This window comes from Mesorhizobium sp. M0019 (genome assembly GCF_040323975.1).
Lineage (GTDB): Bacteria > Pseudomonadota > Alphaproteobacteria > Rhizobiales > Rhizobiaceae > Mesorhizobium.
Genome location: NZ_JAMYVK010000043.1, coordinates 22,368 through 47,090, shown reverse-complemented (window position 1 = coordinate 47,090; position 24,723 = coordinate 22,368). Strand labels below are relative to the sequence as shown.

At 57.7% G+C, this 24,723-nt stretch carries 25 protein-coding genes and 1 pseudogene; 12 read left to right on the top strand and 14 right to left on the bottom strand.

The annotated features are described in order from the left end of the window. Positions 1-103: 103 nt before the first annotated feature. The 6 genes and pseudogenes from rplL to secE form a co-directional block, all read right to left on the bottom strand. Positions 104-478, bottom strand: a pseudogene (gene rplL, locus NKK47_RS26025) (50S ribosomal protein L7/L12); the annotation flags it as partial. 54 nt (positions 479-532) lie between these two features. Beyond that, positions 533-1,051 carry a 50S ribosomal protein L10 gene (rplJ, locus tag NKK47_RS26020; protein WP_008875657.1) on the bottom strand — a complete coding sequence of 173 codons (519 nt, stop codon included), beginning with the start codon at positions 1,049-1,051 and terminating at the stop codon, positions 533-535. A 392-nt stretch (positions 1,052-1,443) separates the two neighbouring features. After that, entirely contained in the window at positions 1,444-2,142 is a 699-nt protein-coding gene (gene rplA, locus NKK47_RS26015) for a 50S ribosomal protein L1 (protein WP_023680441.1), read from the bottom strand. A gap of 4 nt (positions 2,143-2,146) precedes the next feature. Further along, a complete protein-coding gene (gene rplK / locus NKK47_RS26010) occupies positions 2,147-2,575 on the bottom strand; it encodes a 50S ribosomal protein L11 (RefSeq protein ID WP_023680440.1) in 429 nt (142 codons plus the stop codon). 159 nt (positions 2,576-2,734) lie between these two features. After that, entirely contained in the window at positions 2,735-3,262 is a 528-nt protein-coding gene (gene nusG / locus NKK47_RS26005) for a transcription termination/antitermination protein NusG (protein WP_006333333.1), read from the bottom strand. A gap of 27 nt (positions 3,263-3,289) precedes the next feature. Further along, the gene (gene secE, locus NKK47_RS26000; RefSeq protein WP_023680439.1) at positions 3,290-3,493 is read right to left on the bottom strand and encodes a preprotein translocase subunit SecE; all 204 of its coding nucleotides are present in this window, start codon (positions 3,491-3,493) and stop codon (positions 3,290-3,292) included. Between the two features lie 597 nt (positions 3,494-4,090). Here secE and NKK47_RS25995 point away from each other — a divergent pair. Next, positions 4,091-4,399, top strand: a complete 309-nt coding sequence (locus NKK47_RS25995) for a hypothetical protein (protein WP_352578770.1) — start codon at positions 4,091-4,093, stop codon at positions 4,397-4,399. Positions 4,400-4,795: 396 nt separating this feature from the next. On the opposite strand, the gene NKK47_RS25990 is transcribed toward NKK47_RS25995, so the two are convergent. After that, complete coding sequence (locus NKK47_RS25990) at positions 4,796-5,572, bottom strand: abortive infection family protein (protein ID WP_352578769.1); 777 nt, start codon at positions 5,570-5,572, stop codon at positions 4,796-4,798. 289 nt (positions 5,573-5,861) lie between these two features. Between NKK47_RS25990 and NKK47_RS25985 the strand changes: the two genes are divergently transcribed. Next, positions 5,862-7,121, top strand: a complete 1,260-nt coding sequence (locus tag NKK47_RS25985; protein WP_352578768.1) for a HEPN/Toprim-associated domain-containing protein — start codon at positions 5,862-5,864, stop codon at positions 7,119-7,121. Positions 7,122-7,243: 122 nt separating this feature from the next. On the opposite strand, the gene NKK47_RS25980 is transcribed toward NKK47_RS25985, so the two are convergent. Then, positions 7,244-10,477 carry a DEAD/DEAH box helicase gene (locus tag NKK47_RS25980; protein ID WP_352578767.1) on the bottom strand — a complete coding sequence of 1,078 codons (3,234 nt, stop codon included), beginning with the start codon at positions 10,475-10,477 and terminating at the stop codon, positions 7,244-7,246. Continuing rightward, positions 10,470-11,258 (bottom strand): hypothetical protein, encoded by a 789-nt coding sequence (locus tag NKK47_RS25975; RefSeq protein WP_352578766.1) that lies wholly within the window; start codon positions 11,256-11,258, stop codon positions 10,470-10,472. The genes NKK47_RS25980 and NKK47_RS25975 overlap by 8 nt, the downstream gene beginning before the upstream one ends. A gap of 557 nt (positions 11,259-11,815) precedes the next feature. On the opposite strand from NKK47_RS25975, the gene NKK47_RS25970 reads away from it, so the two are divergent. The 3 genes from NKK47_RS25970 to rpmB all read left to right on the top strand — a co-directional run bounded on the left by NKK47_RS25970 (position 11,816) and on the right by rpmB (position 13,965). After that, positions 11,816-13,048 carry an integrase gene (locus NKK47_RS25970; RefSeq protein WP_352578765.1) on the top strand — a complete coding sequence of 411 codons (1,233 nt, stop codon included), beginning with the start codon at positions 11,816-11,818 and terminating at the stop codon, positions 13,046-13,048. Positions 13,049-13,130: 82 nt separating this feature from the next. Further along, complete coding sequence (locus NKK47_RS25965) at positions 13,131-13,520, top strand: hypothetical protein (protein ID WP_352578764.1); 390 nt, start codon at positions 13,131-13,133, stop codon at positions 13,518-13,520. Positions 13,521-13,668: 148 nt separating this feature from the next. Further along, complete coding sequence (rpmB, locus tag NKK47_RS25960) at positions 13,669-13,965, top strand: 50S ribosomal protein L28 (protein WP_352578763.1); 297 nt, start codon at positions 13,669-13,671, stop codon at positions 13,963-13,965. Positions 13,966-14,023: 58 nt separating this feature from the next. On the opposite strand, the gene NKK47_RS25955 is transcribed toward rpmB, so the two are convergent. Together NKK47_RS25955 and NKK47_RS25950 are read right to left on the bottom strand one after the other, a co-directional pair. Continuing rightward, positions 14,024-17,257, bottom strand: a complete 3,234-nt coding sequence (locus NKK47_RS25955; protein ID WP_352578762.1) for an Eco57I restriction-modification methylase domain-containing protein — start codon at positions 17,255-17,257, stop codon at positions 14,024-14,026. A gap of 466 nt (positions 17,258-17,723) precedes the next feature. Continuing rightward, on the bottom strand, positions 17,724-18,356 hold the full coding sequence (locus NKK47_RS25950) for a hypothetical protein (RefSeq protein WP_352578761.1): 633 nt from the start codon (positions 18,354-18,356) through the stop codon (positions 17,724-17,726). A gap of 304 nt (positions 18,357-18,660) precedes the next feature. Here NKK47_RS25950 and NKK47_RS25945 point away from each other — a divergent pair, with 304 nt between their 5' ends. Beyond that, on the top strand, positions 18,661-18,990 hold the full coding sequence (locus NKK47_RS25945; RefSeq protein WP_352578760.1) for a hypothetical protein: 330 nt from the start codon (positions 18,661-18,663) through the stop codon (positions 18,988-18,990). Positions 18,991-19,027: 37 nt separating this feature from the next. Here the strand turns inward: NKK47_RS25945 and NKK47_RS25940 are convergent, their stop codons facing one another. Both NKK47_RS25940 and NKK47_RS25935 read right to left on the bottom strand, forming a co-directional pair. Beyond that, entirely contained in the window at positions 19,028-20,569 is a 1,542-nt protein-coding gene (locus tag NKK47_RS25940) for a hypothetical protein (RefSeq protein WP_352578759.1), read from the bottom strand. 40 nt (positions 20,570-20,609) lie between these two features. Beyond that, positions 20,610-21,155, bottom strand: coding sequence for a recombinase family protein (locus NKK47_RS25935; RefSeq protein ID WP_352578758.1), 546 nt, complete (start codon positions 21,153-21,155; stop codon positions 20,610-20,612). Positions 21,156-21,377: 222 nt separating this feature from the next. Here NKK47_RS25935 and NKK47_RS25930 point away from each other — a divergent pair, with 222 nt between their 5' ends. From NKK47_RS25930 to NKK47_RS25920, 3 genes are read left to right on the top strand one after another with little or no spacing between them, the layout of a single operon-like run. Then, complete coding sequence (locus tag NKK47_RS25930) at positions 21,378-21,749, top strand: hypothetical protein (protein WP_352578757.1); 372 nt, start codon at positions 21,378-21,380, stop codon at positions 21,747-21,749. A gap of 33 nt (positions 21,750-21,782) precedes the next feature. After that, entirely contained in the window at positions 21,783-22,175 is a 393-nt protein-coding gene (locus NKK47_RS25925) for a hypothetical protein (protein ID WP_352578756.1), read from the top strand. Between the two features lie 56 nt (positions 22,176-22,231). Continuing rightward, on the top strand, positions 22,232-22,510 hold the full coding sequence (locus NKK47_RS25920) for a DNA -binding domain-containing protein (RefSeq protein WP_352578755.1): 279 nt from the start codon (positions 22,232-22,234) through the stop codon (positions 22,508-22,510). 181 nt (positions 22,511-22,691) lie between these two features. On the opposite strand, the gene NKK47_RS25915 is transcribed toward NKK47_RS25920, so the two are convergent. Then, positions 22,692-23,102 carry a hypothetical protein gene (locus NKK47_RS25915; protein WP_352578754.1) on the bottom strand — a complete coding sequence of 137 codons (411 nt, stop codon included), beginning with the start codon at positions 23,100-23,102 and terminating at the stop codon, positions 22,692-22,694. 341 nt (positions 23,103-23,443) lie between these two features. Between NKK47_RS25915 and NKK47_RS25910 the strand changes: the two genes are divergently transcribed. The 3 genes from NKK47_RS25910 to tnpB are packed head-to-tail and all read left to right on the top strand — an operon-like array spanning position 23,444 to position 24,717. Next, entirely contained in the window at positions 23,444-23,929 is a 486-nt protein-coding gene (locus NKK47_RS25910) for a hypothetical protein (protein ID WP_352578753.1), read from the top strand. A gap of 42 nt (positions 23,930-23,971) precedes the next feature. Next, complete coding sequence (locus NKK47_RS25905) at positions 23,972-24,376, top strand: transposase (protein ID WP_352578752.1); 405 nt, start codon at positions 23,972-23,974, stop codon at positions 24,374-24,376. After that, on the top strand, positions 24,373-24,717 hold the full coding sequence (tnpB, locus tag NKK47_RS25900) for an IS66 family insertion sequence element accessory protein TnpB (RefSeq protein WP_096453731.1): 345 nt from the start codon (positions 24,373-24,375) through the stop codon (positions 24,715-24,717). The genes NKK47_RS25905 and tnpB overlap by 4 nt, the downstream gene beginning before the upstream one ends. The last annotated feature ends 6 nt before the right edge of the window (positions 24,718-24,723 follow it).

Sequence of the window (24,723 nt, the reverse complement as noted above, 5' to 3'; positions counted from 1 at the left end):
CCCTCAGGAAAGAGGTTTTCGCACTCTTCGCGTTACGCAGCCTCCCTTCGACGCGAAAGGAGTGGCGGGCCGCGCGCCGCCCGCCGCCGGGACTAAACGCGTTCTTGAGTTCGACCTTGGCGCCGGCTGCTTCCAGCTGGGCCTTGAACTTGTCCGCGTCGGCCTTGGAAACGGCTTCCTTGACCGGCTTCGGAGCCGCCTCGACCAGGTCCTTGGCTTCCTTGAGGCCAAGACCGGTGATGGCGCGAACTTCCTTGATGACGTTGATCTTCTGAGCGCCTGCCTCGGTGAGGACGACGTCGAATTCCGTCTTTTCCTCGACCGGAGCAGCAGCGGCCGCAGCGCCGCCGGCAGCGGCAACCGCCACCGGAGCAGCGGCGGAAACGCCCCACTTTTCTTCAAGAAGCTTCGACAGCTCGGCCGCCTCGAGGACGGTCAGCTTCGAAAGGTCGTCTACGATCTTTGCCAGATCAGCCATTGCAATGTTCCTTCATAAGGTTCGAACGTGTGTTTGTGATAGCGAGGAACGGCCTCATGCCGCCTCGTCCTTCCGGGCGTAAGCGCCGATGACGCGCGCGACCGAAGCCGCAGGCGCATTGACGATCTGGGCGATCCGGGTTGCCGGCGTGGCGATCATGCCAACCAGCCTGGCGCGCAGCTCATCGAGCGACGGAAGTGTGGCGAGTGCCTTCACACCGTCGGCATTGAGCGAGGTGGTACCCATTGCGCCGCCGAGAATGACGAGCTTGTCATTTCCCTTGGCGAAATCGGACGCGACCTTCGGCGCCGCAATCGGATCCTCCGAATAGGCGATCAGCGTCTGTCCCTTGAACAGCTCGATGATCGATGCGGAGTCCGTGCCCTGAAGAGCGATTTTGGCGAGACGGTTCTTCGCGACTTTGACGGTGCCACCGGCGGCGCGCATTTTCGACCGAAGGTCGTTCATTTGCGCGACGGTGATACCGGCGTAGTGGGCCACGACGACTGAACCAGCGCTTGAAAACGCATCATTCAGGCCCGTGACGAGTTCGCGTTTTTCCGCTCTGTCCACTGCCTATCTCCAGTTGACCCCTGCCCTCTACGAAGGACAGGCGTCGGGTTGCCTTTTGCCGGCCGGGCCATCCAGTAACGGATCTCCCGAACGACGCTCGAGGATCCTGCCCCCTTTCGCCACACCTGCCGGCAAGCCGGACGGTGCGCAGACAAAAGGCAAACACGGTTCGAACCTTTCATTGGAGCTTGTGGCTCCTTTGTCCGGTCTTCACCCGTCTCATGCAGGCCCGCATGAATTAAGGCCCACATCACCTAAGGCTTGGGGGCCGCCTGCAATCTCGGACAGGATGTCCGGAAGCCTTTCGACTTCCGGTACCGGGCCGCCGACAGGTCGGAGGCCCGGAATTCTTCCACGGATCAGCGTTTTAGCGGCCGATCCAATTGTTCGTATCAGGACGCCGCGAGCGTCGAGACGTCGAGCTTGAGGCCCGGGCCCATCGTCGAGGTGACCGACACCTTCTTGACGTAGTTGCCCTTGGCACCAGCCGGCTTTGCCCTGGTCACCGCGTCAGCGAAGGCGCGGACGTTTTCTTCCAGCGCCTTGACGTCGAACGAGACCTTGCCGACGCCGGCGTGAACGATGCCGGCCTTCTCGACGCGGAACTCGACGGCGCCGCCCTTCGATGCCTTGACGGCGGCGGTAACGTCGGTGGTGACGGTGCCGACCTTCGGGTTCGGCATCATGCCGCGCGGACCGAGCACCTTGCCGAGACGGCCGACCAGCGGCATCATGTCCGGCGTGGCGATGCAGCGGTCGAAGTCGATCGTGCCCTTCTGGACGATGTCGACCAGATCCTCGGCTCCGACGATGTCGGCGCCGGCGGCCTTGGCCTCCTCGGCCTTGTCGCCACGCGCGAAGACGGCGACGCGAACGCTGCGGCCGGTGCCGTTCGGCAGATTGACCACGCCGCGGACCATCTGGTCGGCATGGCGCGGGTCGACGCCGAGGTTCATCGCGACTTCGATCGTCTCGTCGAACTTCACCGAGGAGCGATCCTTGAGCAGCTTCAGCGCCTCACCCAAAGCATAAGCCTTGTTGGGATCGATGCCTTCGCGGGTCTTCGATACACGCTTTGCAATCTTTGCCATGATCTCAGCCCACCACTTCCAGACCCATCGAGCGGGCGGAGCCCTCGACCATGCGCATGGCCGCCTCGACGTCGTTTGCGTTCAGATCCTTCATCTTCTGCTCGGCGATGGCGCGCACCTTGTCGCGGCCGATCGTGCCGGCCTTGACCTTGCCCGGCTCCTTCGAGCCCGACTTCAGGTTCGCAGCCTTCTTCAGGAAGTAGCTCACCGGCGGCGTCTTCATGACGAAGGTGAACGACTTGTCCTGGTAGTAGGTGATGACGACCGGAACTGGCGAGCCCTTTTCCATTTCCTGGGTCTGCGCGTTGAACGCCTTGCAGAACTCCATGATGTTGATGCCACGCTGACCAAGCGCCGGGCCGATCGGGGGCGACGGCGTGGCCGATCCCGCGGAAACCTGGAGCTTGAGCTGGCCTGCAATTTTCTTAGCCATCTCTCTTCCTGCCTTTTCTCATGCCGGTCTCGCCGGCGGTTGCAGTCTGGTGGTGCGGTCCGCGCGGCCGGCTAAAGCCGCATTCGCCTCCCACCCGTTTTTGGCCGCGCGATCTCCGCGCCGCCTTCCCTGCCGCCGAAACCGGTGCAGGATTTCGGATCAGCCCTTCTCGACCTGTCCGAATTCCAGATCGACCGGCACGGCGCGCCCGAAGATCGAAACTTCTACCTTGAGCCGCGCCCGCTCCTCGTCCACCTCCTGGACGAAACCGTTGAACGACGCGAATGGTCCATCCGAAACGCGGATCGCTTCGCCGATCTCGAACGTCACCGACGGCTTCGGCCGCTCGACGCCTTCCTGAACCTGGTTCAGGATACGCTGGGCCTCGGCTTCGGTGATCGGCACCGGCTTGGAGTCGCCCAGGAAACCGGTGACCTTCGGCGTGTTCTTGACGAGCGAGAACACGGCATCGGTCAGATTGGCCTTCAACAGCACATAGCCCGGAAAGAACTTGCGCTCGGCATCGACCTTGCGGCCGCGGCGGATCTCGACGACCTTCTCGGTCGGCACCACGATCTGCTCGATGTCGGCGGACAGGCCCTTCTGCTTGGCCTTGTTCTCGATGTCCTCGGCGACCTTCTTTTCAAAGTTCGAGTAGGCGTGGACGATGTACCACCGCGCGGTCATTTCAAGACTTCTCCGTAATCGCCGGACTTACTGTCCGAGGCCGAGGATTTTTTCGACCGCAAAGCCCATGGCCACGTCTGCGGTAAAGAAAAAGATCATCGCGATGACCGCGAACACAAGGACCATCACCGTCGAGATCATCGTTTCGCGCCGCGACGGCCAAGTGACCTTGGCGGTCTCCGCGCGAACCTGCTGGAGAAAGGTGAAGGGATTTGTGGTTTTCGAAGCCATATGCCGCTCTGTCTGCAAGACCCGTTGGCCGGGTCTCCTGGATGATCCCGCTGGCCGGGACGTGCCGCTTGAGCGTGCGTTCGCGCCGAATCAGCGCAATCATTTCGCCCATGCAAATCAGACGCGTAAAGCCGGCTTCCCAGCTCCACGCGTCGCGTGTCTGTTTCGTCTACATAAAACCGATTCTTGATCCACGCAAGTGGCAAGTGTCCGCTTTATGCCCAAACGCCGCCTCGGAACCATCCAGTCGTTCCGTCCCGGCTATGCGGCCCTTATGCCGCAACTTATGCTATATGGCAAGTCACAAGCCGGTTTTCAAAGGCCGCACTGCAAAAGAATCGTTTTAGGTATCCATTCAAAGAATGGCACGGGCAGCAGGGCTCGAACCTACGACCTGCGGTTTTGGAGACCGAATAGCCTATCCACATCCCATTGTTTACACAGCAGTATTTGGCACTTTTTCTGCGGCTGTGCAAGGATTTGTGTAACAAACGTCGATCGCACAAAAATCCCGACCACGGCCCATTGAAGCGCGTTTGAGTTGCCAGCAGCGCTCGGCTATTGATGTCGCCCCCGACGGCATTTGAGAGGTGATGCATGAAACCCTATGAGCAAGGCTTTAAGGCTGGCACGGATGCGGTTCAGTCAAAGTCGGAAGCCACGATCAGGTTGGACGCTGATCCATATAATGATCAGCAAAGACGAGCGTTGGTCGACGGCATAATCGACGCGGTGGCAGAAGCCGGCCGGACGATCAAAGGAATACGCGTAGAGACGTCCACTTTCTTGGCGCTAGACATCAAAAAGGACAGGGCGAATAGTGGAGTCTATCGCGGGGCGATCGTGGTCGAAGCTATGCTTGATGGCTTCGGATCACCTATTGAGGTTGTCGTCAACGCAGTTTAATCCCAGTCAACGCCGCTAGCCCGCTGGGCCTAGAGACATAGGGGAAAGGCTGGTTAGCGATACTGCTACCGACAGTCCTGACGAGGGCCCCCAAGGGTCTGACGATATCGCCGCATGCAGTCACGCGCGACCCTCAAAGAACCAGAGGACATTCGCGCGATGTTCGACCGCCGCGTTGCTCAAGAAGTGTCGGCGCCAGGCCCTGGTCGGTGGTTGAGGAGGTTGGGTCCAACCGGGTCACTGTTTGCAAAGACATCCGAGTCCGCTTCGAGGTTTCTACCTCTCGTCAAATGGTAAACCGCCATTTTCAGCGCGAATTCCATTTTTGAGTAGATGCGAAACAGTTCGTCGCTGCGAGGCGGCAATAGATTGGCGGCATCAAGGCTGACCGGCATCTCAAGACATTCCGCGCTCGATGTGCGTTTCCACGAGGAAGGTGGCGATGGCCCCAGCGGTGTTGACTGCCAAACTTGCATGCCGTGCTGACGGGCGGACCGGCAGTCCGCCACGCCCGTGGGAATCTGATAGACGGTTTCTGAGCGTTCCGAGCCCGTTGACTAGGTTCATTGCGCCGCCGAGGATGGCCTTGATCGGCTCCTCTGCATGCTGGTTCGGTGCAAGGTTGAGAGCTTTTGCGGCCATGCCATACAGCTTCGGCAAGTCTTCTGTATCGGTGTAAGGTAGCTGCAAATCATCCAGGATTCGCTTGCAAACTATTTCAAGCAGAGTTCGTGCGACCGTGATGGCCCCCTCGGGATCACTCACACGTCGTGTGAGCGCTTTCGTCCAGACAGAGTTCACGCCTTCGGCGTCAAACGTCTGCAGTATGTTGGTTGTGACGGCATCGCCCGGCGAATCCCGCCCACCCTCAAGGTGTTCCATGAGCGGGGCAAAGCCTTCCGCTATGATTGCCCGCCGATCACGCCAATGAGGAGACTGGGCCTGCGTCCAAGTGCGAAAGGCGGTGAGATCTCGGTGCGCGCGGAGGAATTGCGGAAGCAAACCCTTCAGATCGTCGCGCAACACAAAGTCGCGGCGGAGTTTTTCATACGCAGCATTGTCGGGGGCGCCGTTGGTGGCAGCCGCAAGCATAACGCCTTCCAGCATTGTGGCGCGTTCGATCATCGTCTGCGGCAAATCATCGTCAGGCGCCATGCGTTCTAAGACTTTCATCGGTTTTCCAAGTGAGTCTAACGCAGGTTAGGATACCTTGCCACTGGGTTCAGGCGTACGTTCCAGCCCGCTCAAGAGAGTTTGCTGTTCAGATATGTCAACTAGGTGCGTCGACCCTGGCATACAGTTTGCGGGCTGGCCTGACTTCGCAAGCGGCACAATGACAGTGAAAAGGTGTGCCGCCATTCACGCTTCGCGTTAAAGTAGCACAAAGGTGCCGCCAAAACTCCACGCCGACGGCACTGGCAGGTGCCGGAGAGCATGGTCAAAACATTGAGGGGGATTGCATATGGGAACGTCGATAGAGCTTGAAATCGCAGGTGTATCGATCGATTACGCCAAAAACCACATGGGCATTGACCACGGCGCACTCTTTCAGCCGATCGATGAAACGGTACGAGTGGCAGATCGTTTCGGTGACGAAGATGCCGAGGGCCTGCCTGATCAGTCGGCGTTTTGCAGGCTGCTATCGCGTATCATCCCGCGCCTCGATCTCCTCGGCCACACGCTTCAGACGGCAAGGCAGGAATATCAGGATCTTCTCGATGAAGATGTTAGCTATCAAGAGGACATTGGCAACGCAAAAAGAGACCTCATGAGCTTTGAGGAGTATTGCGAGTTTGCCTGCCGACGACCGCTTGCACTTTTGGACCACACCGTTGACCACAATTCGACCGAGGAGACATACCGGGCCGGTTTTCCAAACGATGCGGCGCTGCTAGCCCGATTACCGCAGACAACCGGCTCCGACCTGTTTTGGTCAGAAGCTAGCTATTTTCGCGCCGCCACCTGCATCCTGAGCGCCTACTCGATGTTGCAGGTCTTTGCCACCCTCGAAGCCAATCTGGATGCCGAGGTCGTGTGGCAGTACGGCCCAATCGTCGATGCCGGATGGGTTTCTCGGGACATGTTTCAGGCCGGTGTAAGACGGCGCCAAACGACGCTAATCGCAACGGAAGGAACCTCGGACGCTCGCATCCTGAAGCATGCGCTCGACCTTATTCGCCCGGACGTCGGAGATTTCTTCCGGTTCGTCGATGTCAACGAGAGCCACCCTTTCTCCGGCACCGGCAACCTGAAAAAGTTTGCAGAAGGGCTGGTCAGGATTGACGTCCACAACCAAGTTATTGTCCTTCTGGACAACGACGCCGAAGGTGTTGACGCATGTCGCAGGATTCAGGCGCTCGCGATGCCCAGAAACATGACGGCGACGCTCCTGCCCGACGAAGAAAGCTTCAGAGCGTTCCCTGCTCGAGGTCCGGAAGGCGACACTGCCAGCGACATCAACGGACGGGCTGCTTCAATCGAATGCTACCTCGATCTCAAGTTGCCTGATCGCCCGCCAGCTTATGTCCTGTGGAGTAATTACAAGAAGGAGATCGACGCCTGGCAGGGTGCGCTGGAATTCAAGGGATCTTATGTGGAGCGCTTCCTTGAGCTTAAACCCGAGGCACTGTCGGGGTACGAGGTCTCGAAGATTCGGCGTGTACTTGAGCACCTCATAGCTATCGCAATCGAACTCGCGATGAAGAGCCTTCAGGAGGCTTGAATTCTCCCGGCTGGTCCAGCGGCCAGTTTGCGCCTCGGCCGTAACGTGTCTTCCCAAGTGCTCTATCTAACCGAGCCTTGGCGCCGGTCGTCAACGCATCCAAGTGTTTGGCGATCAGACCGCTAAATCTCGATGGCGTCGAAGGCGATGTGTGCGTTCACATGATTGAGGACGTCACGGAACGACATTCCCATCAACGGTCCTAGACCGGGCAGACGCTGAGCAAAGGCGCGATGCAGGCCTACACGCGTGCGAATACTATCATTTCGGTGAGCGAAGGCGGTTTTCTCTGCCGAGTCAAATCCCTTTCGTATTGCCATGGCGAGAATTTCAAGCACGGCTGGGTTTGCTGGCACCCGCTCTGCAGCTGCGAGCTTTACCTTCGCCAGCTCAGTTAGGGCTGTCGCAATCATAGGAAAGCGACGGCTAGCAAGTTTCAGAACCAGGTCCCGAGTTCTTCCACAGGTCCCCACGTCGCCGGGAGCAACACCGAGCGCGATCTCAATTTGGTCAAATGGCTTGCCTTCTATCCAAGCGCGCAGGCCCAATTTAAGTCGGCCAAATTCAGCAACTGTTGGCGGTCCCCCAGCCTTTTTGCCTCTCGTGACAGCGTTGATCACGTCGGCATCCTTTTGAAGAAGGGCTAGGCGGGACTCTTCATCTTCGGCCAGATAATCCACTAACCAGTCACACCAACTGGCGACCGTTGAGGGGATAGCATCAAGGTTGCCATCCATCCGTACTCCCGCAGCTTGAAGCGCGGCTATTGGCATGCCTGTAAATGCGGAAATCCGCAGGGCATCCGCATCGAATGCTTCCACTTCGGCAGCCAGCGCAAGTTGCAGCCGGATGACCTTTTCATCAAAGACTTCAGCTTCGGCTCTCGCTCGCGCCTGAAAAGCCGCGAGCGATCGCCGGACAATCGCAATCGCAACTTCATTGGCAGCTTCTTCTGGTTCACCAGCGCGGATACGGCTCATAAAGTACCGAATATCCGTCTCAGCAAGGTCTCCGCCCTGAATGCGGTCAAGGAGCGTTGTCAGGGGGTCCTCGATCCTCACGCATTGGTCATTTGCGGGCAGGATTGATCTCAGTTTCCCCAGAGCTCGGGCCGAGGCCGTTCCTGCAGCGTCAAAGCCGACAACAGGTTCCGGGATCAAAATGACCGTGCCGTTGGCTAGGTGACCGGCACGACCAGCTCGCCCTGCGGCATTGAGGAGCTCATGCTGCTTGAGGTCAGTCCTCCCCTTGTCGTCGGTCCGTACGTCACCGGCGATAATCGCAAGCTGCGCGGGCAAGTTCATGCCCTGCGCCAGCGTCGGTGTCGCGACAATAATTTTGGCGCCGTCGCCCCGTTGATAGACGGACTCAGCTAATCGCCTCTCTGCAGAAATCATATCGCCGTTGTGAGGCAAGGCACCCGCCCGGGGATCGACGAGTGACACACCTGTTGGACCAAGCTCCAGTGCGATTTCAGCTTGCAGCGTCAGTTCACCCGGGATCAGATCCCCATTTAACGGAAGTCCCGCTGCCATCGTCCTTGCCGCCGAACAAGCGTGGTCCGCTTGCTGCACAAATACGATAGTTTTGAGCCCGGCTGTCGCTGAACGGGCTGCGAGCAATCCAGCGATGCGGTTGGCATTAGGGGTTGGCCCGTTTTTCCCGACAGCGATTGTTACCGGCTCTGCCATCAGCCGCACCAGAGCCGTGTCGTTCGGTGCTGCAGGATTCCAGTTATTCTGCAGGCCAAACAAGGCGTGCGCAACGACTTTCAATGAAGGTTTTACAGGTTGTAACCCGCGAGAAATCCCTCGGGCGTAGTTGATGATTGGATTGAGAGATTCTTGGGGGTAAACCACCACCCCACGGGCTTGCCGGCTAGGCTTCCAAGGGTCGTGGAAAAAGCTCGCTGGTCGCTGTGTAAGCTCCGCCAGCCAGTCTGCCATCTCCTGCCCGTTGGTGATCATCGCAGAGAGGAGGAGTAAATCTGCCTGCGGCGCGCGTTTAACCGAATGCAGCAGGCAAAGCATCGCGTCCAGGCTCCGGGTTCCACCTCCGAGAGGGCTTAAAATATGACATTCATCCAGGATGATCAGCCCAACTTCCGATACGTCAGCGTCGGCAAAGCTCAACATCGCGAGCAGTCGCTCAGGTGTCATGACTTCGATTTGACTAAGCTCCGGGCCGCTGGCTAAAACGGTCAGATCCCCGTCGGCCGACACAATGACTCCACCGAGATCAGCCGGGAAGCTTCGTGCGAGATCGCCACGAAGTTGATCCACCAATGCTAACGTGGGGGCTAGAAAAATCACTTTTCGACCGGCTGCCAGTGTTGCCGCGATCTTGAGTTCGGACACCGTTGTCTTGCCGGCACCTGTCGGCAAAACCATAACTGCAGAACGACCTGCATCAAGCAGGCCGCCCTCAATCGCCAGTCGATGATTGGGCCAAATCAGAGGTTTGGTTCGGGCCCGATTTTTGATCCATGTTCCCCATATCGCCACATTGACCACCCCAGCCGGTGCAGGCAGGTTGGCCAAGCCCGAACCGTCCAACTCGTCTGCTACCAAGCGTAGTAGCCTTGCCAGGTGGCGGGGGCCGGTGAATGCCGAGATGAGCGTGGCACCAGGATCTGGCATGGCAATGTCGCCCAGTGACAGAGTTTCCACTTGGGTGAACGCCTGCTGTGGTTGATCAAAGCGTCTGAAGGCGGAGGCTGGTAAAGGTTGATTGAGGATCTTGGAGACGAATTGAGCCAGTCCCGACCAACATAGGCCATAGAGGGCTTGGGTTGCCTGAAAATCCAAAGTCGTTTCCGGATTTGAGCGTAATCCCTGCAGGCGTCCGGCTCGTTGAAGGATGGACTCGAAGCGCTCCGCGCTCAGATCTGCGATTGTTTCTAATAGCGCGGTCAGAAGAAGATCGTCTGTCGCAAGACCTTCCAACCGACGCCCAGCTTCCCGGGCATCGGGGCTTTGCCCGGCGATCAAGAACAATAGGGGAGCTGCAACCAGTGGATGGATCGCAGATGCTAGCAGGAGCTCAGTGGCAGGCACATTCTCAGGGGAACCAACACGTCCGACAATTTGATAGGCCGTTGCGGCCACAAAAGCTGCGCCACGTCTTGCTGCGGGCTCTCGGGAAGTGTCGGCGATGGCCTCATAGATACTGGCGATGCCAAGGAGCCGATCCAGGTTTAGCTCGCGCGCGGCATCGGCATCCGGTTCACCAATACGCAATCGTAACGCCACCAATTCCGCATATGCCTTGGTAAGCTCTTGTGGGAGATTTTCCGGCTCAATACCCTCAACGGCTGGCGCGGTCCGGATAAGCGCGGCGGTCCCAGCGTCAAACATTGAATTGCTCGATTTTGGACCACACTACGGCAGCAAACGCCTTAAACCATCCGCGTATGTCATCCAACGGAAACGTATCGCCGAACCGTGCTGCGACCTCCAACTCCAGTTCCTCGTAATCTTTGAAGAGTTTAACGCATTCAGCTGCGGGAAAGACTTGGGGACTGACTGTTAGTGCGGCGCGAAACGACAATGGCCGCTTCAGAATGATGTCCGCATATGCTTTTTCATGCTCCATATCGGTCAAATTATAGCGGTCTAAGAGCCCTATGGCGATTTGCATCAATTCATCGTCACGTACCCCTACAAACCAGTTCTTGAAGGCTGGGAGCACTTCGTCTCGAAACTTGCCGCGGGCGTCGTCGGAGCATTTCTGTTCATAGACAGTTACGCCGACCAATTCCCGTCGTGCCGGGTCAAAAACTACCTTGACCGTGTCAGCGCCTTGCTGGGTGGCTCTTCGATGAGGATCAGATAGCACCTCGTCGGGGCCAGCGCCCATTCTTGCAACAATCCAACACATTGTTTCGAAAAGTAAACCGTCGCGGTGCCAGGTATGCACTCCATCAGCGAGCACCAGCTCTCGCTGCAGCCTTGCTTTTGTCGTTGGCAGAATGGTCACTGGGCCGTGCTCTGCCCCATCAAGAATACTGCCGACCCGGCGGGCGCGCCCGACCATGACAATTGCCATCAGGCTCGCCAAAGCGTCGAGATCATCAATAAACCACTGATGTCCGCCACACCTCGGGTGCGCAGGATTATCAACGATAGTCACCGGCATTTAGATTCCCCCAACCCTCATGTGTATTTCTTGCTTTGTCGTTACTTCGGAAGGGTCACCGATAGCCGGGGCGCCTCCAATATCTGCAACGCTTGTATGAATCAAGTTAATATCCCAACGCACTGGATACTGCAGCAGTTTATTAAGAATGATATCCAGGTCCGTCCGGTTACACGAAAGTTACATGGAAGCAATCGACGGGATTGAGGTTCATGTAACTGATTGAAAAACTTGGCGCACCCGACGCGATTCGAACGCATGACCCCTTCCTTCGGAGCGCCCCAAGTACGATAATCCCAGATTATCGAAATTGGTAATCATTTGTTTTTGTGTCATTTTTGATGACTTGATGATCATCATTACTTCACTTTCCATGTAACATTTGCTATAAATCGGTTACATGGAAGTTACATGAAATGCCCCAATTATTTTTAACTGACGATCTAGTTTTTACCGCAAATTGCCCTTCTGGGAAAGGCCAGGAAATTTACTGGGATTATCCGGTTGGAATAGACGGCCGCATTCGCAACGACTCCGTTTCAGGGCTGGGTCTCCGTGTGACTGCGCTCGGAAATAAAGCCTTCGTCCATGCCTACCAGTTCAATGGCAGGCGCTATCGGAAAGTGCTCGGGACAACCGTCGTTCTCACCGTATCCTCTGCCCGACTGACGGTGGGCCAGCGGCAGCGCCGGCTGGAGGCCGGCGAAAATCCGGATTTCGACCGAACCGACCCCCGCCGCGCCCACCTTCTGACGGTCCGTGAGGCGATTGATCGCTATTGGGAAAGCCACGTGAGCGGCCTTTCCCAAGGCTACCGTTACAACTTCGCGATTTTCGTGGCCCATTGGCTGCGCCCTATCCCGAAGGTCGCCAGCAAGCGCGGCCACAACAGTCGGCGGCGTTACAAAGATTTCGGGACGCTGTTTGCCGACCGGCCGCTCTCCTCGATCAAGCCGCTCCATGTCGAAGAATTCCAAAAGCAGTTTACCTCGCCGTACGTGTTCAACAGCGCGCTCCGGCACGTCTTGGCGCTCTATAACTGGGCCATCCGCATGCAACTGGTGGACATGCGCAATCCCTGCACCCCCATCCGCGCGCGGAAGCAGATCCGCCGCCGCCGGGATTATTCCACCGAACAGATTCGCCAAATCGCGGCCCACATCTTCTACCCGGTGTTTGAGGCTGTGCCTGAAATCGATCACCTGGAAGGGTTCACCAAGCGGAACATGGCGCTGGTCAAGGGACAGGTGGCAACCGCCAACGACCAGATGCAGGAACTCTGCAATTTCATGGGCATCCTGTTCCTGACCATGGCCCGCCCCAGCGATCTCACCAAGGCCGAATTCGACCATTTCGATCTGGAAAAACTGGTCTGGCACAAGCACAACACCAAAGGCATCAAACTGTCGCGTTCACTCTACGAGTACGCCTACCGTTCGGTGCCGATCCATCTCCGGGTCGCCGGGATGGTGCAGGCCCAACGCCTTCGCTGGCCTGACAGCAAGTTGCTGTTCCCATCCCACACCGACATGACCCAGCCCCGCGACAACTTCCGCAAGGGGCTGGACAGGTTCAAGGCCCTGCCCGGCGTCCCCGAGTATTTCCAGCTCTACGACCTCAAGCGGATCGCGATCTCGCTGATGCTGGCGGGCCAAGGGGTGTCGCATGAGGCGATCTCGCACTACGTCGACCACAAGGGGAACCTTGAAACGACGATGATCTACGACCTTGGCCTGGTCGACCCCATGCGTCCGGTCACCGAAAAGCTCGGCGCCCTTCTCGGCATCTAGGGCTTGACGTCATTTTTTGGTTGTGAGGCAATGAACCTGCGGCGATCTCCGCTGCAAAAATCCCTTCAAGGAAAGTACGTTCATGGAAGCCTTACAAGCGTTGGTGCTGACCAGCACGCAATTGCGCGACATGCTGACGGAAGCTGCGCGTCAAGGAGCGGCGCTCGCCGTTGCAGAACTCCGCGCAGACCTTCACCAGGCACCAGAAGATGCGACTTTACAAAAGCTCCGCAGCTACCTGGTCGACCCGGCCTCCCTTGCCAATCCGAATGACCACTGGGCGCATAGCGGGCTCATCCGCCGGATTCAAACGACGGCAAGCGGCAAGCCAAAATCCACGGCCTGGTTCATGAAGTTTCAGAGGGAGACCGGCTTAAGCGAGTGCTTCACGCGCCCGAGCCCCGCGTACGGCCGGCGACGAGAATGGACATTCGCCGACATTAGACTGGCATGGGATGCCTACTACCGCTGATGCCCAGCAGGACGATTCCAGCCGCGGCCGGCTTGGCTTGACGCGACGGGGGATTGCCAATATGGAAGCCGACCATTCAGAGCGACCGCGACCTGCCATCCGGCACGAGTTTTGCTGCTCAGTCTGAACAACAATCGAAGGTTAGACCATGTCCCGCACCTGCGAACTCACTGCCAAGGCAGTCATGTCCGGCAACAATGTGAGCCACGCCAACAACAAGACCAAGCGTCGCTTCCTGCCCAATCTCGTCAATGTGACGCTGATCTCTGAAGCGCTGAACCAGAACGTGCGCCTGCGCATTTCTGCCAACGCGCTGCGTTCGGTCGAGCATCGCGGTGGCCTCGATGCCTTCCTGGCCAAGGCCGACGCCAAGGAGCTGTCGCAGCGCGCTCGCCTCCTGAAGAAGCAGATCGCCAAGAAGCTCGCCGAACAACTGGCCGCTTAGATTCATTTGATGCGACAGCGGCTCGTCTAGCTATAAGGCGTCTGCTTCGCGGACTTTTTTATTTCGCTTTTTCCGTCAGCAGCGCTTCTGTTGCAAGATCGAGCTTCGCCAGTAAATCGGCTTTTGCTTTTCCATTTTTGGCAGCATGCGTCTTCTGGCAAAGGTCGACTATCGCTTTGTGCTTCGGAGATGCCGGCTTAAAATGAGGGATGCTTAGGTGCTTGAATATGTTGCTCACCTGAATTTGAATGGTGTGGCTTTCGACATACTCCCTCACCATTGAGGAATTTAGCATCGCGCAAACGAAATACGCTTCGCTCTCGTCGTCGAAATCCGCGAAGTAGACCTTGTGGTCAGGTACATACGGCCGGTCGCCGACCAAGGGGACGGCCGACTTGGTCACTACTACTGCCTCAAATGTGGTTGACAGTTCCGCCCACACTACCTTGAACGGCGCGAACGAGTATGCGCCAACGTTGTAAATGGCATAATAAGGCGCTGCTTTCTGTCTCAGCCGGTAGGTTGAACGCTGGCTTAGCCTGTCTTTAAAGGCACGAAGATAGGTCGAAGTGGCCTTCAGCTTGGCGAGCTCCTTTTCGGCGACCTGATATGCAGCCTGAACAATGGCCCGGTTAGGAACCACAACGAACAGTTCCTCTTCAACGTGAAGATCACACGCTGAAAAATCACCCGCGCCTTTGAGCAGGGGATAGAGCCAATCCGGCTCTATCCAATATGTTCGGGCAGGACCAATGTCCGTTCGACCGGCCTCGGGACGGGTCTGGATCTGGACCAAATTTTGCGCTTGGTTCGTAGCGACAATTCTTACGATGTAAATCCCATTGAGGTCGGTAGTAACTCCCTTTCGCCCTGCCAGCCAGTCGCTAGTGCCCTGAATGGCACCCATCGCGGCGAACCGGCCCGCGGGCAGAATTGCCCAGGGCGAGTTACCGCCATCAACAGGATTTGCCTCCCACGGCTTAATGGTCACGCGTTTGAAAATTTCTTTCTTTTGGCTGGATTCAGGAATTGAGGCCGAGAAGCCGTCTGCCTTCTCCCAAACGCGGTAGGGCACAGGATATGAAGTGTGTTGGTCGGCGGGCACCTTTTTCAGCCGCATTATGGCGGTTTTGTTGGCCACCTTCGAAAACGGCTTCAGCTTCTTGAGGTCGTCGATACCGACAGGTATCAGGTTTGCCTCGTCGTTAATGGTGAAGCTCCGAAAGCCTTGAGACGACGGGGACTGGAAGTGCGTCTGGGTGATCAGGAACACTAATGTACCGCCCTGTTTCAGCCATTTGTCACCGACTGTGTAGGTGAGCATTCCTGAGATATCGAGCTCGTTGCCACCATGGTAAGGTGTCTCCGAGAATATGGCGTACTGCTCACAAGTCGGCTTGATACGCTCCCGGTACATCTCAGGCAGATTAGACCATCGCACCCACGGCGGATTTCCAATCACCACGTCGAACTCGCCGGCGACGGCTGACCAAAAAAAGTTCCTGACGATGCGAAACCAGATGCCGTTCCAGGATTTTTTGTGAAGCTCTAGAACCTGGCCGTAGGTGTCGCTAAGAGCACCTCGCCATTTTGCTGCCTCGGCAGGCGTAATCGTGTCGCGCTCCAAAAGACGTTTTTCAACTATCGGATAGGGATGCTCGTCGTCGACGGCCTCGGCCATTACGACGAAGGCGTTGTCCAAGCGTTTGCGATCATAGGCCAGCGCCCAAGGGAGGACCACCCGTAAGTCAGATTGCGCGCTACCGATCCGGTACTCGACATAATCCTTATCTGCCTGCGGGGAGTGAGCTGGCGAATACACCGCGTCTGCCAGCAGTACGGGGAGCTCGACCTCTATCTTCGCCTCTCCTACCAGGTCGGCTATGGCGATCAGGAAGTTGACCCGGGAAGACTGCACGGCCAGCGGATTGAGATCGAAACCCCAAACCGTTTCGAGCACATTGCTCAGGATAGCCTTCGGAGTGAGCTTCCTTTCAAGTCCGGAAGCCCGTTTCCGACGGATGGCTTCCAGCAGAAAAGACCCTGAACCACAAGTTGGATCCAAGACTCGGGCGGTGTGCCAATCGGCCACCTCTGCGCGATCGCACGCTATATCAACGAGCCAGTCAGGCGTGTAGAATTCACCGAGCGCCTTCCGTAGTGTCTCGGGCACTAGAGCCTGATAGAAGGCCTTCAATACGTCCCTAGACCGGGCCGCGCTTAGGTCATCCATCCTATACAGGGAAAGCTGCGTGAGAAACGAACGGATCCCATCACAAATTCCTGCGCGGCCCGCCGCTGAAAGAGAGATGTCGGTGTACCAAGAGAACACGGCTTCCTCTACGAAGCCTTTGATGCGCGCGGCCTCGAAATAGGCGCTTCGTTCGACTTCTATATCGAGCTTTTGCAGCAGGTCGTCGTTGCCATACCCGAGCAGGTGTTCGCAAAAGTCCGGATGTGCCGTCAACTTATATTCGGCCACAATCTCGGCAGCCAAAAGTTTCATAACAAAGGCGTTGTAGGTGTGAATAACAAAAAGGAGAGCGGCCACTGCATCGGCTTTGGGCAGGGCGAGCTCTAGTGGGATTTGTTTTTTTATCTCTGCCGCCTGCGCGGCAGAGAGGTCGGCCACTTGGCCGAAAAGTGTCCGCCATTCCTCGAACAGCATTTTTATCTTGCTGTTGCCGCCTTTTTTTACCTGGAGCACCAGTTCCGAGGCTAGCCCGCCCATCATCACCCGGCCGATCTCCGACCCGTGGCCGAAATCTTCGACTAGGTTTTCGGCGGTGACAGCGCGGCGCTTAGAATCGAAACACGCCTGAGCCACAAGTCCAATCGACGCCTCGTTGAACGGCAGCAGGTTGCGATGTGAGATTTCGCCGTCCTTAAAGAAGGCAAAGCTAATATGGTCGCCGTCAGTCGCGATACCGATGTAATCTTCCTGCGGAATTTCCTCCGCCTCTGCGCGGCGGGAGATGTATTTAGCGAGCCGCTCGAAAATAGCTTCCTTAAAGGCTGGGCTCTTGATGCTTCCTTTAAAAAGTCCCCGGTCCTTAAACTCGATTATGACTTGGTTGTACGAGGCATCATTTCGGCCACGCTCTGCATGGAATTTAATTCCTAAGCTGTTTTCAATGTGTTTGAGCCAGCTTTTTCGGACCTCTTCTTCATTCGCCCAATGCGGTCTATCTTTCTGTAGAACAGAATACAATGATGACATAAATCCCCCCGGACGAACTTCATAAAACTTGCTATTTTGGTGCTTGCTAGCATGGCGCGGATCGACATTCATGCTATTTGATACCAGCCACACGCGTCGTTGGCTCTCCAGCGGAAACTGGCGCTGGTGACTTCCCCAAATAATTTTGTACGGCCCTGCGGATGACCCAAGCTGCTGATACATCCTTGTTGGCGGCCAAGGCACAGGCTTCTCGGTAGTCGCCCTCATCAAGCGTCACCGTGAGGCGCGCTGGTTGCCTATGATTTTTGGGTCTTGCCACGCTGAGTCGTCCTGGTATTTTATTCACCACATTAACATGCAGGCCTACACCGTAAAGCTGACCGCGGTGGATAATGCCTATCGATGAAGCACTGTCATATGTTGAACCGTGCGATCTCAGGCGATGTTTCCGCCAGTCTTGTTCGTTGTAATGAATCGACCATTCGTGCGGCTTGGCGTGCCCGGTTCGGTCTAACACCCGTCGCGGGTGTCACCGGCGCGGGTCTCCCGCTAACCCGCCGAAAAACAAAAGATACGGTCACACAGCCGTTTTTGCCAGATGGTCATATTTGCGTATGAAGGCACTTTGGAGCACACCGACCGATTCCAAATCGGTACAATACTTATTCAAATAGCCGACGATCGCGTTCTGCAAATCCACCCAGTACAACACCTTGGGCGGTCCTATATTGACGATGATTCCAGTTTTGCTTCTCTTTTTGACGAGGTATCCACCCTTGCTTTGCCCTTCATGCAACAGGCCGCAGCGAATATCCCGATAAAAATCGGCTGCGGTCGTCGCAAAGGTCATTGAGAAAGGCGCTTCCTTACCGAGAAACGCCTTAAATAGCCTCGCGCTGTCGTTGTATTCGCCTTTCTTCAGATCGGGCTTGTCGAGCTTGTAGTTCTCGCCCGAGCGGAGCGCGGCCAGAAATTCAATCAATGCACACTGAATAGTAACAACGGCAAACCCCTCACCCTTCAATTGGTTGAGCCTTTCCAGCTCCCCTATCGGCCCCAGATAGCGAGGCTCAATGCGGCCGAGGAGATAGTCCTTCGCTGTTCGCTTCCATAGCTCCGCTGTGGGCTTGCTGTGCAGCTCCTTGGCACGAAGCGCCCAATCTGTAGGTCCGAACTTTCCAGCAAGCTTCACTTCTCGCGACGTTGTCATAAGATCCCCTCCCCTAGCTAGGTGGGACCACCCTAACGCACTTTTGCCTCGGGAAATTAGCGATGTTTGAGAACTGCTACGCCACGGGAGCTAGTCGCTCTACCGGACCAGATTGCTAATGGGCTCCGCCCCTCGCGCCTGCAAGAGGGCCGAGCCTCGGCTTCGCCTGCGGCCGCACCCAAACCCTCTTGCAGTTGCTACCCCCGGACCTCGCCGGTCAGGCAGGGGTGCAGGGGCACCCCTTTTCAACGAAGAAACAGGCCGGACAGAACGCGCCGCCAGGCGTCAATACCCGATTTTGGGGATGGAAATCTCCAGCCGGATCGGCAAGCTCACGGGCGAAGGAGTGACTGCCATGAGCGCCCTCACTTATGAGCTGGCCGACGACGACGACGGAGCCTGGACAATCGTATTCGAGCCCGACGACCTGCATCTTTACGTTGACTTTGTTAGGTCGAGGACGGCTGCAGATCCCGCCAATGGGATGACGATCGACGACTTCCTGGCGCGGCGGCCGCAAGATCAGGCTCACCACCGTGCGGTCGCCAATCTGGTTGCGCTGCTGTGCAGGACACTCGGCCGCGGTGACCCGATTCCGCCAGCGGCTGACCATCGCGCGCAAAGCCCGCCGTGAATCGTAAAATCGTATTTACGCTTTAGCCCCATGCCCGCTAAGGCCGGCAGGTGTATTGGCGGCCGTTGATCATCTTCATGGTCCCGTAGGTGCCGGGGCCGCAGGTGTTGGCAGGGCTGTCTGCCAGCTGCAGGACGGTGGCGTACACGTTGGTGGCGGAGACGGTGCCGGTGGTGGAGACACCGCCCGCGACGAGCTTGCCGCCGTAGTAATACCCAGTGGTGACACCCGCCTCGGTGATGCTGATGGAGTTACTATTGCCGTTGGCAATGACCTGGGCGGTGCCGGAAATGATGCGGTCGGCTGTGGTGGTGGTGCCGGAGGCATCGGCAAGATTGGCCCAGCCGCCGGTGCCGTAGCAGACCTGGAAGGTGCTGCCGCTGTAACGGATGGCACCGGAGCGGTTAGTATCGCAGGTATTGAGGGTGGTGGAGGTATCCATGGCCATGCGGATGGCGCCGTTGACATGGAGGGTGGTGGAGGGGGCGATGGTGCCTGTGCTTACCCCGTTGGTGCCGTTGGCCCACAGTGCGATTTGAGGGGTGCTTGCGCCTGCTGCGCTTGGGTAGAGATAGTTGGCGCCGTTGACGCCCTGCATGGCGAGATAATCCAGATAGCCATAATAGTTAACGGAGCCCCCGGTGTTTTGCAGTACCAAGGTGTGGGGGTTGCCATCGGTACTGATGCCCTTGAGAGCGGAGCCGTTGGCGATGACGATGGAACCGGAGACGTGGAGCGTGGCGGAGGGGGTGGTGGTGCCAATACCGACCTGGCCGGTGCCGAGGATACGCATCAGTTCAGTTGCACCGGCCATGAAGTAGTGGTTACGGGTGCTATTGTAACTACTGTAATAGAGGTTACCACTGGAGCCGTTAATGCTGGAGTAGAGTCCGGTTATGTCACTGAGACGGATGATGGGCGATGCGCTCATGATATTGAGTGTTGTGCTGGGAGTTGTCGTACCGATACCGAGGCTACTGCTGATATAACCGTTGGTGGCGGAGACGGTGCCCGTGGTGCTGACGCCGCCTGCGACCCAGATGCCGTTGTAGTAGTAGCCGGTGGTGACGCCGGCTTCGGTGATGCTGATGGAATTGCTGCTGCCGTTGGCGATGACTTGCGCGGTGCCGGAGGTGATGCGATCTGCGGTGGCGACGGTGGAGGAGGCATCGGCCAGATTAGCCCAGCCGCCGGTGCCGTAGCAGACCTGGAATGTGGGGCTAACGTAGCGGATGGCGCCGGCGCGGTAGGTGTCGCAGGCTTCGCCGCTGTAGCCGAGCTTGACGGTACCGGAGACTTCCAGCGTGGCGTAGGGGTTGAGGGTATAGCTGGTGTTGATGGCGACTCTGCCGACACTGCCACCTGAAACTTCGGAGGCCAGCCACATGTAGTTGGTGGAAACCGAGTAGATGTTCAGCCCCTTGCTGCTGGCGAAATCGATGTAGCCGGTTTGGCCGGAACCGCCACGGAGAGCCAGTTTACCGTATTCAAAGCCGCCTTTCCCGATCATGAGCGGTGTACCGATGGAGGCCAGATAGCCGTAGCCGCTGCTATTTGCACCGTTGTTGACGTTGAACATGAGGGTGCGGTCGGTACTGCTGAATCCGCCTTCGTCAGCGCTACGGATGCAACCGTGAGATCGTGCTGTTGCTGACGTTGTAGCGGTGGGCGACCTGCACCCTCGCCTCGCCGGCGGCAAGCCTTGCCAGCGCCTCCCGTTGCTGCTGCTGCGAGAGCTTCGGCTTGCGGCCGAACTTGACGCCTTTGGCCTTGGCGCGGGCGCGGCCGTTGGAAGTGTTTTCCAGGATCCTGCGCCGTTGCCATTTGGCGGCCCAGCCAACCAGGAAGAGGATTAGGTCTGACATTTCCGACGTGGTGTCGATAAACGGCTCATCGAGCAGGCGCAGCCCGGCCCCGGCCGCTGTCACTGTCCTCAGGATGTTCAGCATGTCAAAGGGATCCCGCGCCATCCGGTCGCTGACGACGGCATGGACCACGTCACCTGGCCTCAGGGCTTTCAGCAGCCGCTGTAATTGACGGCGGTCGGCATCCTTGCCGCTGCGCTTCTCAAAGAAAATCTTCTCGCAACCTGCCGCTTGCAGGCGCTCGATCTGGGCGGCCAAGTCCTGTGCTTCAGTGGACACCCGCGCATAGCCGTATTTCATCCAAGTAAACCCTCCCCTAGTTGCTGCATAAGTCACGAGTTTTGCAACGGCCCCGTTATCATATATTTGTCGGCATTTTCGAGCGCGGGTCACGATTGTTTGCCTAAAGCTTGTGCATAAAAGCCAAGACGGGCTTAATTAGCGCGAGCTTATAGTCGATCCCAGAACTCGTGATTTCTGGCTAAGGATCGGGTCCCCGAAACCTCCAGAAACAGGTGTATTTTGAAACGCAACGTAGCATTTTCGATGCTGGCGGCTGGTTTGCTGTCGGCCTGCAACCCCCTGGCGGCTCAACAGCCGAAAGACCAAATCGTTGGCCGGTGGGAGAGCCCGACCTGGACGAGAAACGAAGTGCCTTTGTTCGCCCAATTCAGCGCAGACGGACGGGTGCAGTATATGGACTCCATGGGAACGACCGGTCGAGCCGAGTGGATGTTTCTCGAGAGCGGGGATCTGCAATTGACTTACCCGGCTGGGCTGTCGCGACGGTGCACTGTCGGGTTCGACCAATCCAAGAACATGAAGCTCACCCCGCCAACCTGCCTTTATGGTTGGGATGACATGGGTGAAAGCGTGGTGCTGGCCAAGCAGTAGGGGGCTCATTTGGTATTCAGGCGAATTGCGGGCGTGGCGGCAGCCTGCCTCACGGCAACATTGGCCATCGCGGCGGGAAACGGTGCGCCCGGCGAACTCATTGAGGTTCGGGTGAGGCTGTCGTCCGACACCGGTTGCTGGTTCTATTTCGGAGACGCCACGATTTTCACCGGTAAGTTCAAGAAAGGCGCCTACATCGGCGTCTCGATGGTCACGATCGGCAGAGATGGATTCCCCGAAGCCCCCGACCAGGAAGAACGGTCGCCAGTGCTTGACGCGCCGGAGCTGAGCGGAGGCCCAGCAAACCGGCACTGGTTTGGCCCACTCGCCGCCTCCAAGGATTACCAGATTATGTTTTCGCCACGTGCCTCGTTCGGCTCCACCGCACTGGTGACGGTTTGTGGCCGGACTTCGCTAGAAAACTGAATGTCGCGGGACGAAGGCTTTTTGCATTGACCGCAGACACTTGTTAAAACTCAGAAATGGTCAAGCCGCTTCTCGATCCAGATGTCGCCGACGAGGCGCCGACGTCTCCGGTCCTTACCGGATATGATCAAGAGCACATGGTGACCTATATGCGTTTGCTCGATGCCGCCGCCGAGGATGCCGACTGGCGAGAGGTTGCCAAGATCGTCCTGCGCATCGATCCAGCCAAGGAGCCCGATCGCGCCTTCCGGGCCTGGGAGACCCATCTCGCGCGCGCCCGCTGGATGACCACGACCGGTTATCGATATCTGCTGGCCGGTGGCGCACCTCACTGAAGCCCTGAAATCCGGCTGGGCGGGCGGGGCGCGCGAGGGGCGGATCAGGGGCGCCCTCGCCTGTTCTCAGTCGGTTCGATACTGGCCTGAGGACATTCCGGCGCAAAAAACCCGGAACATCGCTGCCCCGGGCCAAGGCTTTCCGGCCTCTATTCGGCGTCGAGCACCACCTCGTCACGGCTTACCCCTTCCTGGCTGACCGGCATCCATAGCGCGGCGGGGAGCCAGCCCTTGCGCCCAGTTCCTTCTCGGCCTGCAAGATGCCGTCGGGTTTCGGCGCACGCTCAACCGCTTTCGCGGCATCCTTCGGGCATCCGGCTTCGCTCGTCACACCGGCGATGTCGGCCTTCGACAGGCAAGTGAGGAACACCGCATCCGGCGCCTTCTGTGCCGAAGTCTTCTTTGCGCGATGAGGCCGCTTGCTGAACAGGTCAGCGACTTCCTCGGCAATCACGGCCAAAAGCATCAAGATTGCAAGCTGTGCGAAATGATCGCCTGCAAATGGAAGCACCGAGGCCCAGCCCGGCTTGGCCTTTTCAATCAGCACCACCACGAGATCGGTGATCAACGCAATTCGCATAAACACGGACATAACAGTCTCCCTGTCGTGACCGGCCGATCGTCTACTTTTTTTTGAACTCGCCTAGTTTGTGGCCAAGCAATGCCAGCCCGCTACGGTCTACGCCGGCATGCACCCTTTGCATTCTGTCGCCTTCGACCGTCTCCGTCGAAACATAAGGCAGATGAGTTAGCACTCCTGCCGCATATTAGCTTTGTCCAGCTTCAACCAGCGCACGTTGGTGTGCGCACATCAGGAGCGATAGCGAGTGGTAACCACTTGCGATTACTAGGCACATGCGCTAAGCGCTGTTGTTCGTTAGAAACATGCCGCTGCTGGTCAATCTGCCTGTCGGCACTTAGTTCGGGGGCAGTATGGGTGACTGGGCGGACGTTTATATCAACGGCCTTGATGAGAGGCTGTCACTTCAGCGGTTGGCGCTGTTTTACATCCCATCGGCGCTTAAACTGATGAGCGATAATGGTATTACCAAAAGCTCTCTAGCGACCTTCTCCATGAATATCAAAGGGAAGCCTTCCGCTGGCCGTCAGGCAATAGCGAAAGTGGCCGAATGCAAACCGGTGGTTTATGATTCCGCAGTTGGATTCGTAAGTGCTTTCAATATGTACTGTGAACGTGAAAGTAAAAGTGCCCAATTGGAAAGTTTGGACATCGTAGCTTGCGTATTCAGACTAGAAGGCCTCGATGCTCGGCTGAAGGCATTGAATGTGACGGTTGAAGCGCTATGTTCCGAAACCAAGATTTCGGCGGCGGTTCTGGCGTCGGCGATCAATGGCTTTCGCGTTCAGCTAGCCGACGGTAAGCGCCAAGCCGACCCCATCTGGCGCGGCTTGAGGTGATGAGCGAGAGATAGTGACACTGAAGAAGCCGAGGAGCTTACAGTGTCAATTTCTATGTCTGCGCCTAAGCCTGATGATAGAAGTTTCCATGTCCTTGAGGCGGTCCCGAACCGGCTGGAGGCAAGCCCGCAGCGTCCGCGGCGGCGCTGGTCGGCGGAAGCGAAGTCGCGGCTGATCGAGGCGACACTGAAGCCGGGCGCGAATGTATCGGCCATCGCCAGACAAGCGGGGATGGCGCCAGCCCAGCTGTTCGGCTGGCGGAGCAAGGCGATCAAGAGCGGTGCGGTCACGCCGCGGCGAGATGCGGATCGGCTTGGCTTTGTCGAGGTCACCCAAGCGGCGTCTTCGGCAGTGGAGATCTGTTTGGGCGATGTGGTCATTCGGGCCGGCGCCGACGTCGGCCAGGATCATTTGGCCAGGATTATCCGGGCGGTCCGCCAGGCATGATCCCGGCCGGCGTGAAGGTGTTGGTCGCCAGTCATCCCGTCGATTTTAGAAAAGGTCCCGACGGCCTTCTGGCACTGGTGCGCGATGCCGGTTCGGATCCGTTCAACGGCGCGCTTTATGTCTTTCGCGCGAAAAGAGCGGACAGGATCAAGATCGTCTGGTGGGACGGCAGCGGCGTGTGTCTTTATGCCAAGCGACTGGACGACGCGAAGTTCTGCTGGCCGCGGATCGGCCACCACCGGGTCCAGCTCAATCATGCTCAGCTCATGGCTCTGGTCGACGGAATGGACTGGAAACGGGTTCGGACGGAGACCGTCAGGCGGCCGCAATCGGTTGGGTAAAACCCT

Excerpts from the sequence above, each read along its gene's own strand:
- rplA (WP_023680441.1), bottom strand. The coding sequence starts at position 2,142 with ATGGCAAAGATTGCAAAGCGTGTATCGAAGACCCGCGAAGGCATCGAT.
- rplK (WP_023680440.1), bottom strand. The coding sequence starts at position 2,575 with ATGGCTAAGAAAATTGCAGGCCAGCTCAAGCTCCAGGTTTCCGCGGGA.
- nusG (WP_006333333.1), bottom strand. The coding sequence starts at position 3,262 with ATGACCGCGCGGTGGTACATCGTCCACGCCTACTCGAACTTTGAAAAG.
- secE (WP_023680439.1), bottom strand. The coding sequence starts at position 3,493 with ATGGCTTCGAAAACCACAAATCCCTTCACCTTTCTCCAGCAGGTTCGC.
- NKK47_RS25995 (WP_352578770.1), top strand. The coding sequence starts at position 4,091 with ATGAAACCCTATGAGCAAGGCTTTAAGGCTGGCACGGATGCGGTTCAG.
- NKK47_RS25990 (WP_352578769.1), bottom strand. The coding sequence starts at position 5,572 with ATGAAAGTCTTAGAACGCATGGCGCCTGACGATGATTTGCCGCAGACG.
- NKK47_RS25985 (WP_352578768.1), top strand. The coding sequence starts at position 5,862 with ATGGGAACGTCGATAGAGCTTGAAATCGCAGGTGTATCGATCGATTAC.
- NKK47_RS25980 (WP_352578767.1), bottom strand. The coding sequence starts at position 10,477 with ATGTTTGACGCTGGGACCGCCGCGCTTATCCGGACCGCGCCAGCCGTT.
- NKK47_RS25975 (WP_352578766.1), bottom strand. The coding sequence starts at position 11,258 with ATGCCGGTGACTATCGTTGATAATCCTGCGCACCCGAGGTGTGGCGGA.
- NKK47_RS25965 (WP_352578764.1), top strand. The coding sequence starts at position 13,131 with ATGGAAGCCTTACAAGCGTTGGTGCTGACCAGCACGCAATTGCGCGAC.
- rpmB (WP_352578763.1), top strand. The coding sequence starts at position 13,669 with ATGTCCCGCACCTGCGAACTCACTGCCAAGGCAGTCATGTCCGGCAAC.
- NKK47_RS25955 (WP_352578762.1), bottom strand. The coding sequence starts at position 17,257 with ATGAATGTCGATCCGCGCCATGCTAGCAAGCACCAAAATAGCAAGTTT.
- NKK47_RS25950 (WP_352578761.1), bottom strand. The coding sequence starts at position 18,356 with ATGACAACGTCGCGAGAAGTGAAGCTTGCTGGAAAGTTCGGACCTACA.
- NKK47_RS25945 (WP_352578760.1), top strand. The coding sequence starts at position 18,661 with ATGGAAATCTCCAGCCGGATCGGCAAGCTCACGGGCGAAGGAGTGACT.
- NKK47_RS25940 (WP_352578759.1), bottom strand. The coding sequence starts at position 20,569 with ATGTTCAACGTCAACAACGGTGCAAATAGCAGCGGCTACGGCTATCTG.
- NKK47_RS25935 (WP_352578758.1), bottom strand. The coding sequence starts at position 21,155 with ATGAAATACGGCTATGCGCGGGTGTCCACTGAAGCACAGGACTTGGCC.
- NKK47_RS25920 (WP_352578755.1), top strand. The coding sequence starts at position 22,232 with ATGGTCAAGCCGCTTCTCGATCCAGATGTCGCCGACGAGGCGCCGACG.
- NKK47_RS25915 (WP_352578754.1), bottom strand. The coding sequence starts at position 23,102 with ATGTCCGTGTTTATGCGAATTGCGTTGATCACCGATCTCGTGGTGGTG.
- NKK47_RS25910 (WP_352578753.1), top strand. The coding sequence starts at position 23,444 with ATGGGTGACTGGGCGGACGTTTATATCAACGGCCTTGATGAGAGGCTG.
- tnpB (WP_096453731.1), top strand. The coding sequence starts at position 24,373 with ATGATCCCGGCCGGCGTGAAGGTGTTGGTCGCCAGTCATCCCGTCGAT.